Consider the following 12,252-nt stretch of genomic DNA (forward strand, 5'->3'; position numbering starts at 1 on the left):
AGCCGGCTCGGCAGCCCCCCTGGCGGCGGACGATTGCGGCCAGGCCGAGGCGGCCGGGGCCGCCCGCATCCTGCCGGTCCACGTCCGCCGCCCGGCGGCCGACGAGGCGCTCGTCCGCCTGGAGGAGGATGCCGCACTGGCGCCATCCGGTGCGGACGGTGGCCTCGCCCTCGCCCCCCCCGACACGGACCGGCCGCCTTGGCACCGCTTCCCGCGCGGCGCCTTCGCCGGCGACTTCCTCCACGACGTGCTCGAATGGCTCGCCGCGGAAGGCTTCGCGCTCGCCACCAACGAGGGCCTGGAGGCCGCGCTGCGCCGGCGCTGCGAGCGCGCCGGCCACGGCGAGCGTGCCGACGAGCTTGTGCAGTGGATGCGCGCCCTGCTCGGCGCCCGCCTGCCCAGCCTGGACGCGGCGCTGCAGGACCTGCGCGTGCTGATCACCGAGATGGAGTTCTGGCTGCCCTCCGCTCAGCTGCAGGCGACGGCGGTGGACGCGCTGTGTCGGCGCCACCTGCTCCACGCCCAGCCCCGCCCCGCACTGCCGCAGCGCGAACTGCACGGCATGCTGATGGGCTTCGCCGACCTGGTGTTCGAACACGACGGGCGCTATTGGGTGCTGGACTACAAGTCGAACAGCCTGGGCGAGGACGGCAGCGCCTACGACCGCGCCGCACTCGAGGCGGCGATGGCGCATCACCGCTACGACGTGCAGGCGGCGATCTACCTGCTCGCGCTGCATCGCCTGCTGCGCGCGCGCCTGGGCGGGGCCTACGAGCCCGCCCGCCAGCTCGGCGGCGCGCTGTATCTCTTCCTGCGTGGCATCGACGGGCCGGCGCGCGGCGAATACGCCATCCCGGCCACGCCGGCGCTGATCGAGCTGCTCGACACCCTGGACCACCTGCTCGCCGACGAGGCTTCCCTGGCATGAGCCCCATCCACGCTTCGCCCTCGCCTGCCGCGGCGCCACACGCGGCGACAGCGCCCTCCGCGCCGACCGACGCCCTCCTCGCCACCCTCGACGCCTGGACGGACGCCGGCCTGCTGCGCCAGCTCGACAGCGCCTTCGCCCGTTTCATCGCCAGCCTCGACCCCGCCGCGCCGCCCGCGCTGCTGGTGGGCGCAGCGGTGCTGGCGCGCATGGAGGGCCGCGGCCATAGCTGCCTGCCGCTCGCCCCGCTCGCCGCGACCGACCAGGATCTGCTGGCCTGGCCGATGGAGGCCCAAGCGGCGATCGCCGCGCTGTGGCAGAACCTGCCCGCCGATTCCGCCGCCTGGCTGGCGGCGCTGCAGCAAAGCCCCGTGGTGCGCCGCATCGGCCACGACCCCGAACTCGGCCAGCCCCTGCTGGTGGACGGACCCGACACCGCACCGAGGCTCTACCTGCGCCGTTACTGGCAGTACGAGCGCAGTGTCGCCGCCGCGGTGGCGGCGCGCTGCGCGCAACCCGAGCCGGTCGACGAGGCGCGTGCGCGCACCTGGCTGGACCGCCTCTTTCCGGCCGCGCCCGGCACTCCGGCCCACGAGGCGGCGGTCGACTGGCAGAAGCTCGCCTGCGCGATCGCCTTGCGCGGGCGCCTGAGCATCCTCACCGGCGGCCCCGGTACCGGCAAGACCTACACCGCCGCGCGCCTGCTCGCGCTGATGCTCGCCACCCACCCGGCGCCCGAGCGCCTGCGCATCGCGCTCGCCGCCCCCACCGGCAAGGCCGCCGCGCGCCTGCGCCAGGCCATCGACGGCTCGCTGCAGGCCCTCCAGCGCAGCCTGGGCGGCCACCTCGACCTCGCCGCGCTGACCCGCCGCATCGGCGCCGCGCGCACCCTGCACGCGCTGCTCGGCGCCCGTCCCGACACGCGGCGCTTCCGCCACCACGCCGGCAATCCGCTCGACGTGGACGTGGTGATCGTGGACGAAGCCTCGATGGTGCACCTGGAGATGATGGCCGCCCTGCTCGAAGCCCTGCCGCACGGCGCGCGACTGGTGCTGCTCGGCGACAAGGACCAGCTCGCGTCGGTCGAGGCCGGCGCGGTGCTCGGCGACCTCTGCCGCGACGCCTCGGACGGACGCTACGACGCCGAGACCGCACGCTACCTGCTCGCCACCACCGGCGAGGCCCTGCCCACGCGCTACCTGGAGCCCACGGACAAGGCGCCCGCGCTCGCCCAGCACACCGTGATGCTGCGCGAGAGCCGGCGCTTCGAGGGGCCGATCGGCGCGCTCGCGCACGCGGTCAACGCGGCGCGCGACCCGGCCCTGCCCGCGCGCCTGCTGCGCGAGGATGCGAGCGGCGCGCTGCACGGGGTCGAGGGCGGACCGGTGGCGGCGGTGATCGCGCTCGCGCTCGGCGGCCGCAGGGGCGCACCCGCCTGCTACCGCGACTATCTGGAGCTGCTCGCACGCGGACCGGCAGGCAAGGACGCCGAGGCGCACGCCGCGTGGGCGACGGCGATCCTGCACGCCTTCGACCGCTTCCGCGTGCTGTGCGCGGTGCGCGAAGGCGACTGGGGCATGGCCGGGCTCAACCGCGCGATCGAGCACGCGCTCGCGCGCGCGCGTCTGCTGTCGCCACGCGGGACCTGGTACGCCGGGCGCCCGGTCATGGTCACCCGCAACGACCCCGCGCTCGGCGTCTTCAACGGCGACATCGGCATCACCCTGCCGGCGCTCGAGAGCGGCGGCCTGCGGGTGCACTTCCTCGACGGCGAGGCCTTGCGCTCGGTGGCGGCGAGCCGCCTCGCCCATGTCGAGACCGCGTTTGCGATGACGGTGCACAAGAGCCAGGGCTCGGAGTTCGAGCACACGGTGCTGGTGCTCGCCGCGCAGAGCGGCAACGTGCTCGTGCGCGAGCTGATCTACACCGCGATCACGCGCGCCCGCAAGGCCTTCAGCCTGGTGGCCGAACGCGAGGGCCTGCTGGAGCATGGCGTGTTGCAGGCGACCCGGCGCGAGAGCGGGCTGCTGGACTTTCAGGGAACGTAGACGATCGCCGGCGCGGGCGTGGAGGCGGTGACGGGGAAGACGAAGCGGAGAACGCGCGAGGATGAACGGCGGCGTTCTGCACGGGGGTCGCATCCCGAACCGCTTCATTCGCGGCTTGCGCCGCTCCCACGGGGCGGGGCGGTTTCCGTGGGAGCGACGCAAGTCGCGATCGGGGCATCGGCGGTTTCCGTGGGAGCGGCGCAAGCCGCGAACCGGGCCGTCGGGCCAGCGCCTACCCCTCTACGCCACCGCCCCGCCGAACACCGGCATGTGCGCGAAGCCCGTCTTCATCAGCCGGAACAGCGCGTCCTCCTTCAGGGGCGGGGCGAACATGAAGCCCTGGACGAGGTCGCAGCCCATGTCCATGAGGCGTTCGAGCTGGGCCTCCTGCTCCACGCCCTCGGCAACCGTGATGAATTCGAAATGCCGCGCCATGTCGATCACGGTGCCGGTGAGGCGCTGGTCGGCGGGATTGGCGTGGAGCTCGCGGATGAAGGCACGGTCGATCTTGAGCACCGAGACCGGCAAGGCCTTGAGGTAGGCGAGCGAGGAATGCCCGGTGCCGAAGTCGTCGATCGCGATGCGGAAGCCCGCGCGCGCGAGGTGGTCGAGGTGGCGGGCGGCGAGCGCCATGTCCTGCATCAGGCCGGATTCGGTGACCTCGAGCTCGAGCGCCGCGGGCGGCACGCCGCTGGCCTCGACCTCGGCGACGAGGCGCTCGGCGAAGTCCGGCTGCATGAGCTGCTGGGTCGAAACGTTGATCGCCATGCCGAACACGTCGGCGACGCGCCCCGCCTCGCGCCAGCGCCGCAGCGTGGCGAGCGCGGCGCGCACGACCCAGCCGCCGATCGCGAGGATCTCGCCGCTGGCCTCGGCGATGGGGACGAACTCGGCGGGCGAAACGCGTCCGTAGGCGCTGCTGTCCCAACGCAGCAGGGCCTCGACGCCGACGATGTCGCCGCTGCACAGCTCCACCTTGGGCTGGTACACCAGCGAGAACTCGTCGCGCCCGACCGCGCCGCGCAAGGCCTCGCGGATGCCGTTGCGGCGCTGCATCCGCGTCTCGAGCTCGGCCTCGTAGGCCTGCCACTGCCCCTCGCCTGCGGGCAGCGCGAGCGCCGCCATGCGCACGAGCTGCTCCGGGCTGCGCTCGTCCGCCTCGGCGGCGATGCCGATGCGCAGACCGAGGTGCAGCCGCATGTGTTCGACCTCGACCGGCGGGCGGAAGCCGGCGAGCAGCCGCTCGGCGAGCGCGCCGGTCGCGCCCCTCGCCGGAGCACAGTCGCACAGCAGGACCCACTGCGTGCTGTTCCACACCGCGAGGAAGCCCTCCGGGACGCATTCGCGCAGCCGCCGCGCTGCCGCGCGCGCGAGCTCGTCGGCCACGCCGAAGCCGTGCAGGCGCGAAACCTCGTCCATGCCCTCGATCGACAGGAAGAGCACCGCGGCGTCACGCCGCGCCGCCAGCCGTGCACCGAGCTCGTCGAGCAGAGACAGCCGGTTGGGCAGGCCGGTGAGCGGATCGTGGCGCGCGCGCGCGACGAGTTCCTGCGTGCGTTCGGCGACCAGCGCTTCGAGCAGTTCCGCGCGTTCGGCGCGCTCCTTCATCAGGCGCTGCATGTGCAGGACGTTGCGGATGCGCTGCAACACCTCGACCTGGTCGAAGGGCTTGGTGAGGAAATCGCGCGCGCCGAGTTCGAGCGCGCGGTAACGGGTGGCATCGTCGATCTGCGCGGTGAGGATGATGACCGCCGGCGCCTCCGCGCCGCCCGCCGACAGCCGCTCCATGAGCTCGAGGCCGTTCAGGTGCGGCATGCGCACATCGAGCAGGATGAGGTCGGGCGCGTGCTCCGCCACCCGCGCCGCCACCCTGCGCGGGTCGGTGATGCCTTCGAGGCGCTGGTAGCCCGCGTCTTCGAGCAGGGCGAGCAGCAGCTCGACGTTGGCGGGGTTGTCGTCGACGATCAGGATGTCGGCGTCGGCCTGCATGGGGACGCAATCAGTCATCGCTGCTCCTGTGTTCGAGGATCTGCCCGAGGCGCGCGACGAGGGCAGGAACGTCGAAGGGTTTGGTCACGTAGTCGATGAAGCCCGCCTCGCGCGCCTTGCGCACGGTGTGCGGCGAGGCCGCGGCGGAGATCGCCAGCACCGGGATGTGTGCGGTGAGCGGGTTGCGCGCGAGCAGGGCGCGCGCCTCCAGACCGCTCATGCCGGGCAGGTCGATGTCCATGAGGATGAGGTCGGGCGGATCGGAGCAGGCCGCCTCGATGCCGGCCTCGGCCGAATCCACGCTGTGCAGCACGGCCTGGCCGACGTCCTCGAAGACGTCCTGCATCAGCTGGCGGTTGGCGGGATTGTCCTCGACGTGGAGCACCCGGTGGCGCCGGCTCAGGGCTTGCGGCGCGGCCGCTGCACGCGCCTCGTCGCGGACCGCCGGCGCCTGTTCGCACAAGGGCAGCTCGAACCAGAACGCGCTGCCCTCGCCCTCGCGGCTGTGCACGCCGAGCTCGCCGTGCATCAGATCCACCAGCTTGCGGGTGAGCGCGAGCCCGACGCCGGTGCCCTCGATGCTGCCGGACTCGGCGCCGAGGCGGTTGAAGGGCTGGAAGAGTTCGCCCAGCCGGCTCGCCGGGATGCCGATGCCGGTATCGACGACGCCGATCCGGCAGCGCCCGCCGACCGCCTCGCAGCGTACCTCGACCGCGCCGCCGGGGCGGTTGTACTTGATCGCGTTGCCAAGCAGGTTGATGAGGATCTGCTTCACCCGGGTGTAGTCGCCCGTGAAGCGCAGCGCGCAGGCCTGCGCCGGCGGCAGCGCCAGCGCGATGCCCTGCTGCTCCGCGAGCGGGAGGACGATCTGGGCGGCGTCCTCGATCACGTCGTGCGCGAGCATGGGCTCGAGCGAGACCTGCAGCCTGCCCGACTCGATGCGGGCGAGATCGAGCACCTCGTTGATCAGCTGCAGCAGGTGCCTGCCACTGCGGGCGATCTGCTCGACCTGGCGGAGCTGGCGCTCGGACAGCGGCTGGCGGCCGTTCTGCAGCAGCTGGGCGAAGCCGAGGATGGCGTTGAGCGGCGTGCGCAACTCGTGGCTCATCGAGGACAGGAACTCGGTCTTGGCCTGGTTCGCCTTCTCGGCCTGGTCGCGCGCCTGCTGCAGCTCTTCGGTGAAGCGCTGCTGCTCCTTGAACAGGCGGTACAGGTTGATCAGCAGTGCGCAGGTCGAGGTGAAGGGCTTGAGCCAGTCGACCAGCTCGTCCGGATAGTCCTGCGGCGCGTTGGCGATCGCGAACATGCCGATGACCTCGCCGCGGTCCATGATCGGCACGCCGAGGTAGCGCGACAGCGGCGGATGCCCGGGCGGCATCGCGCCGCCGCGCGGATCGGACCGCATGGCGTTGGAGAGCACCACCTCGCCGCGGGCGAAGACGCGCCCGAGCATGCTCGCCGGGTTGCTCAGGCGCATGTCCCCGCTCACCAGCTTGCGCATCAGCCCGCGGGTCTCGTCGTTCCAGGACAGGTCGGTGATGGCGTGGATCTTGAGCGCCGGGCCGCCCTCGCCGTGCTCCACCTCGCCGATCAACCCATACGCGCTGCCGGTGAGCGCGCACAGCGCGTCCTTCAGGAAGCCCCACAGCGTATTGCCCGAGATCAGCGCGTGGTAGTCGGTGAGGCCGCGGTGCAGCACCTCGAGCAGCGCGCGCTCCTGACGCTCGCGCTCGCGCACCTGATGCACGTCGCGCAGGTCGGACAGGATGCCGATGAAGTGGCGGCCCTCGAAGTCGTCCGCCTGCGCGCCCTGGCTCACCTCGCTGACGGTGAGCTGCACCGGGATGTGGCGGCCGTCGCGGTGCAGCGCGTCGACCTCGGTGCCCTTACCGATCACCCGCGCCACGCCGGTGCGCTGGTAGGCCTCGAGATGACCGTCGTGCGCGGAACGGAAGGGCTCGGGCATCAGCATGCGCACGTTGTGCCCGCGCAGCTCCGCCTCTTCGTAGCCGAACAGCGCGCAGGCGAAGCGGTTGACCTCGATGATCCGCCCGCGCCCGTCGATGCGCAGGATGCCGGCGGCCGCGCCCTCGGTGATGGCCTGGTAGCGCGCCGCGATGCGCGCGCTGCGGCGCGCCTCGTCGGCCAGGCGCTGGCGCTTGCGGTGCAGGCGGATCAACTGCTCGGCCTGGCGCGCGAGCAGCCGCAGGCGTGCGCGTTCGGCCTCCTCGAACCGGCGCGGCACGGTGTCGATGACGCACAGGGTGCCGAGCACGAACCCCTGGTCCGAACGCAGGGGCTCGCCGGCGTAGAAGCGCACCTGCGGCGCAGCGGTGACGAGCGGGTTGTCGGCGAAGCGCGGGTCGCGTGCGGCGTCCTCGACCACCAGGGGCGCGTTGGAGAACACCACATGGGTGCAGAAGGAGACGTCGCGCGGAGTCTGCGCCACGCACAGCCCGTGCGCCGACTTGAACCACTGGCGCGCCTCGTCCACGAGCGAGACGAGCGCGATCGGCACGCCGAAGATCGACGCGGCCAGTTGCATCAGGTTGTCGAAGGCGTCCTCGCGGGGCGTGTCGAGTATCGCCAGCGCACGCAGTTCGGCGAGGCGCTCGGGCTCGTCGGCCGGCAGTCCTGGGTCGATCATCGCGGGATCCATGCACGCAGGGTATGCGTAAAGGCATCAGGGTAGCCGCTCTCGCCGATCTGCGCCGTGAGCCAGCGCACGCCCCGGCGCATGCGGCGCGAGACGCCGCCGCCCGGCGCAGCCGCGCAACCGCGTTCGTCGCGGCATGGACGGGGAGGACGAATTGCGCGAGACTGCGCGGTCCCCGGGGGACGGCCTCGGCCGCCGCCGGGTTTCTTCCCTGGCCGCACGGAGATCCTGCCGGCGATGCGTTCGGACGAGCTCGACTTCCACGCGCTGATCGACTTCATGCCCGACAGCGGCGCGATCCGCTTTTGCGGGCGGCGGGCGATCCTCGTCCATGCCGACTCGATGGGCGCGCTGCGCAAGGAGCTGGTCGAGACCCTGGGCAGCGAGATCGCCAAGGTGGTGCTCACGCGCTACGGCTTCAGCTGCGGCTACGAGGATGCCGAGCTGCTTGCCGCCTACATGCATCCGGACAGCCTGGAGGAGTTCATCCTCGGCGGACCGCGCACCCACATGTTCTCGGGCATCGCCGAGGTCGCGCCCGATGCGCTCGAGCTCGACCATGCCAGCGGGCGCTACCGCATGAGCGGGCGCTGGCGGCACTCCTACGAGGCCGAGCAGCACCTGCGCCTGTTCGGTCGCGCCGACGAGCCGGTGTGCTGGACGCTGACCGGCTATGCCTCGGGCTTCGCCTCGCGGGTGCTGCAGGCCGACATGATCTGCGTGGAGACGGCCTGCGAGGGGCGCGGCGATCCCCACTGCGCGTGGACGCTGATGAACGCCAGCGATTGCGCGCCCGAGCTCGCCGGCCTGCGCGAATACTTCAAGCCGCTCAACCTGCGCGACCGCCTCAACCTGCTCGAGAGCCGGGTGCATGAGCGCACCCGCGAGCTCGAGGCCTCCGAGCAACGCTACCGCAACCTCATCGAGGACCTCCCCGAGATGGCGTTCGCGCTGCACGCCTCGGGGCGCCTGCTGCACCTGAACAAGGCGGCGCGCCTGCGCCTCGGGGTGAGCGAGGCGCGGCTGCACGCGCTGCGCCTGAAGGACCTCGTGCTGCCCGACTACACCGCGCGCGCCACCGCCTTCCTCAAGGAGATCGCGGCACGCCGCAGCACCACCACGCTCGACCTGGTGATGCGCGACGCCGCAGGCCTGCCCTTCCCGGTACGGCTGCAGGTCGAGCCCGTGCTCAAGGACGATCGCATCGTGGGCTACAGCGGGCTGGCGCTCGACATCAGCGCCCAGCTCGAACGCGAGCGCGAGCTCACCGAGTACGCGCGCCGCATCGAGTCGCGCGAGCAGCAGATCCAGGACGTGATCAACGAGGCGGTCTATATCCTCGACGGCCAGGGCCGGCTGAGCTTCGTCAACACCCGCATGGCCGAGCTGCTCGGTGCCGCACCCGAGGCGGCGATCGGGCACGCCGTCGGCGACTTCATGCCGGCCTCTTCGGCCGCACGCATCGAGCGCGATTTTGCCCGCCGCATCGCCGGCGAGGCCGGCCGGCCCTTCGAGATCGCGCTCTCCGGACGCGAGGGCAGCAGCGTGGTGCTGGAGGTCAACTCCACCCTCTTCGTCGGCCGCGACGTCGCCGAGGGCGTGATCGGCGTGGCGCGCGACATCACCGCGCGCCGGCAGATGGAGCGCGAGCTCGCGCAGGCCAACCGCCTGAGCGCGCTCGGCCAGTTCGCCTCGGGCGTGGCGCACGAGATCAACAACCCGCTCGGCCTGGTGTCCGGCTATGCCGAGGAACTCCAGGCCCTGCTCGACGAATGCACGCCGCTCGGCGACGACCGGCGGCTCGCGCAGCTGCGCCGCGGACTGGCCACCATCCAGCAGCAGGCCCACCGCTGCAAGGCGATCACCGCCAACCTGCTCGCCTTCTCGCGCCGCCAGAGCGCCAGCCTGGAGACGGTGGACGTGGGCCTCTTCGTCGCCGAACGCCTGGCCTTCTTCAACGACGCCGGCCTCACCCGCGGCGTCGAGCTCGCGGTCGACATCGCACCGGGTCTGCCTCAGGCCGGCACCAGCCCGGCCCTGCTCGAACAGGTGCTGCAAAACCTGATCAAGAACGCCTGCGACGCGATGAACGGCAGCGGGCGCATCGACATCGCCGCACGCGCCGTCGGCGAAGGCATCGAGATCGAGATCGGCGACAGCGGGCCGGGTTTCGCGCCGGGGGTCGCCGAACGCGTGTTCGATCCCTTCTTCACCACCAAGCCACCGGGCAAGGGCACCGGGCTGGGCCTGTCGATCTGCTACGCGATCATCAACGAGCTGGGTGGCCGCATCGCCTGCGGCAACCGCCCCCAGGGCGGGGCCTGGTTCCGTCTGGTGCTGCCGCTTGCGGAAGACGGACCGGGAGCCGCGAAGCATGACTGATCGACCCATCACCGATCGCCACGTCCTCATCGTCGACGACGAGGAGCTCTACCGCGAGCTGCTCGGCGGCCGCCTCGGCCGCCAGGGCTACCGCATCAGCGAGGCCGGCGACGGCGAGGGCGCGCTGCGCTGCATCGAGGGCGGCGGTGTCGAGCTCGCCCTCATCGACATCAAGATGCCGGGCATGGACGGCATCGAGCTGCTCGAGCGCATCAAGCAGCTCGCGCCGCGCACCGAGGTCGTGGTGCTGACCGGCCACGGCAGCATCGACAGCGCGATCGCGGCGATGAAGCTGGGCGCCTTCGACTACCTCACCAAGCCCTACCAGCTCACCGAGCTCGACCTCGTGGTCGCGCGCGCGCTCGAACGCAGCGCGCTCGCGCGCCGCTGCGACGCGCTCTCGGTCGAGGTGGCGCGCCTGCGCAGCCGCGACGACGACGGCATGGTCGGGGACAGCCCGGCGTGGCTGCGGATGCTCGAGCAGGTGCGCCGCGCGGCGGCGCTCGACGTGCCGGTGCTGCTCACCGGCGAGAGCGGCGCCGGCAAGGAGGTGGTGGCCGCCGCGCTGCACCGCTGGAGCCGGCGCGCGGGCGAGGCCTACGTCCCGGTGAACTGCGGCCTGCTCGAAGGCGAGCTGGTCGAGAGCGAGCTCTTCGGCCACAAGCGCGGCGCCTTCACCGGCGCGAGTGCGGACCGCGAGGGCCTGTTCGAGCTGGCGAGCGCCGGCACCCTCTTCCTCGACGAGATCGGCGAGTTGCCGCTCGCCTGCCAGGCCAAGCTGCTGCGCGTACTCGACAGCGGCGAGTTCCGCCCGCTCGGCGCCAGCGCCGTGCGCCGCACCGGCGCACGCGTGATCGCCGCCACCCACCGCGACCTGGAGGCGCTCGTGGCCGCGGGCCGCTTCCGCCACGACCTGCTGTACCGGCTCGACGTCGTCCACATCGTCGTGCCGCCGCTGCGCGAGCGCCGCGAGGACATCCCGCTGCTGGTCGAGCACCTGCTGCACCAGGCGGTGCGGCGCCACCCCGGCACGCCCGCCCCGCGCGTCGAGCCCCAGGCCCTGCAGCGCCTGATCGACTATGCCTGGCCGGGCAACGTGCGCGAGCTGCGCAACGTGGTCGAGCGCCTGCTCGTCTTCGCCGACGGCGACCGCATCGACGCGGCGCGCGTCGATGCCTTGCTGCACCCCGGCGCCAGGACGGTCGCAAGCACTGGCCGGACCGGCTTCGAGCGCATCGTCCCGCTTGCCGAGATGGAGCAGGCCTACCTGCGCTGGGTGGTGGACAAGCTCGACGGCAACGTCAGCGCCGCCGCCACCCGGCTCGGCATCGCGCGCTCGACCATCTACCGCCTGCTGCGCCCGCACGCGGACGAAGGCGCGCGACCGTAAGGGCATGCGGGCACGCCGCAGGGTGTGCCCGTCGCATCCTGCAACACTGTCGCAGGACAGGACGCTCTCCCCGCAACCCGCGTCCGCCGCGGGTCTCGCCCTCTTTTCGCCCCTCCGTGCAGCGCCCTGCCCGGTCCCCGCTGTCGCAAACCGCGACACCTCCCCTGCTGCCGGCGAGGCCGGCACACGCACACGATCCGCGCGATTGTTGGATATTCAACAATTAGACGCGCCCTGGCCCGCCCCTTGCTTTGTACTCCTCCAACGGGGAATCCATACCCCAGCCCAGGAGGAGAACCATGCAGTCGAACAAGATCCGAATCCTCGTCGCCAGCCTCGCGCTGAGCTGTGCCCACATTGCCCTTGCGGCCGATCCCCCCGCCGAGGGGCGCGACCGCACCTACGCCAAGGTGTGCAGCTTCTGCCACGACAAGGGCGTCGGCCCGGCGATCCTCGGTCGCGCGTTGCCCGCGGCCTACATCGAGAACGTCGTGCGCCACGGCTTCCGCGCGATGCCGAGCTTCCGCAGCAGCGAGATCGACAACACCGCCCTCGCCAGCGTCGCACGCTGGGTGTCGCAATCGCCGGCCTCCAAGGCCTCGACGGCCTCGCCCGCCTCGCCGGCCCCGAGCGCCGCACCCGCCACGAAAGCGCAGTAGGAGCCGACCATGGACAGACGCGAATTCTTCCGCCGGACGGGCGGCGGCATGCTGCTCGGTGCCCCGCTCGCCAGCCTGCCCGCGACCGCGGCGGCGCTGGTCTCGCCTGCGGGCGCGGCGGCTGCGGTCGTGGTGATCGGCCAGGCCGACCGCAGCGGCGCGGTCACCCTCGCGCAACGCCTCGCCGCCGCGCTCGGCCA

General features: G+C 72.3%; 8 protein-coding genes. 6 read left to right on the forward strand and 2 right to left on the reverse strand.

Annotated features, from left to right (window positions below; genetic code table 11):
- Together C665_RS14880 and recD are read left to right on the forward strand one after the other, a co-directional pair.
- Positions 1-928, forward strand: a 928-nt coding sequence (locus C665_RS14880) for a PD-(D/E)XK nuclease family protein (RefSeq protein WP_004319515.1), incomplete at its 5' end; no start/stop codon positions are given.
- The gene (gene recD / locus C665_RS14885; protein ID WP_004319516.1) at positions 925-2,976 is read left to right on the forward strand and encodes an exodeoxyribonuclease V subunit alpha; all 2,052 of its coding nucleotides are present in this window, start codon (positions 925-927) and stop codon (positions 2,974-2,976) included. The genes C665_RS14880 and recD, both read left to right, overlap by 4 nt.
- 240 nt (positions 2,977-3,216) lie before the next feature.
- On the opposite strand, the gene C665_RS14890 is transcribed toward recD, so the two are convergent.
- The gene (locus C665_RS14890) at positions 3,217-4,983 is read right to left on the reverse strand and encodes a putative bifunctional diguanylate cyclase/phosphodiesterase (protein ID WP_051021761.1); all 1,767 of its coding nucleotides are present in this window, start codon (positions 4,981-4,983) and stop codon (positions 3,217-3,219) included.
- Positions 4,976-7,612, reverse strand: coding sequence for a GAF domain-containing protein (locus C665_RS14895; RefSeq protein WP_040829395.1), 2,637 nt, complete (start codon positions 7,610-7,612; stop codon positions 4,976-4,978). Before C665_RS14895 ends, C665_RS14890 begins: the two co-directional genes overlap by 8 nt.
- Positions 7,613-7,858: 246 nt before the next feature.
- Here C665_RS14895 and C665_RS14900 point away from each other — a divergent pair, with 246 nt between their 5' ends.
- From C665_RS14900 to C665_RS14915, 4 genes are all read left to right on the forward strand, one after another.
- Complete coding sequence (locus C665_RS14900; protein WP_004319522.1) at positions 7,859-10,003, forward strand: XylR N-terminal domain-containing protein; 2,145 nt, start codon at positions 7,859-7,861, stop codon at positions 10,001-10,003.
- The gene (locus C665_RS14905; RefSeq protein WP_004319523.1) at positions 9,996-11,393 is read left to right on the forward strand and encodes a sigma-54-dependent transcriptional regulator; all 1,398 of its coding nucleotides are present in this window, start codon (positions 9,996-9,998) and stop codon (positions 11,391-11,393) included. Before C665_RS14900 ends, C665_RS14905 begins: the two co-directional genes overlap by 8 nt.
- Before the next feature lie 299 nt (positions 11,394-11,692).
- The gene (locus C665_RS14910) at positions 11,693-12,052 is read left to right on the forward strand and encodes a c-type cytochrome (RefSeq protein WP_004319526.1); all 360 of its coding nucleotides are present in this window, start codon (positions 11,693-11,695) and stop codon (positions 12,050-12,052) included.
- 9 nt (positions 12,053-12,061) lie between these two features.
- Positions 12,062-12,252 (forward strand): hypothetical protein (locus C665_RS14915; protein ID WP_004319528.1); only part of this gene is annotated, 191 nt, incomplete at its 3' end.

This window comes from Thauera aminoaromatica S2, assembly GCF_000310185.1.
In the GTDB taxonomy this organism is placed as follows: domain Bacteria; phylum Pseudomonadota; class Gammaproteobacteria; order Burkholderiales; family Rhodocyclaceae; genus Thauera; species Thauera aminoaromatica.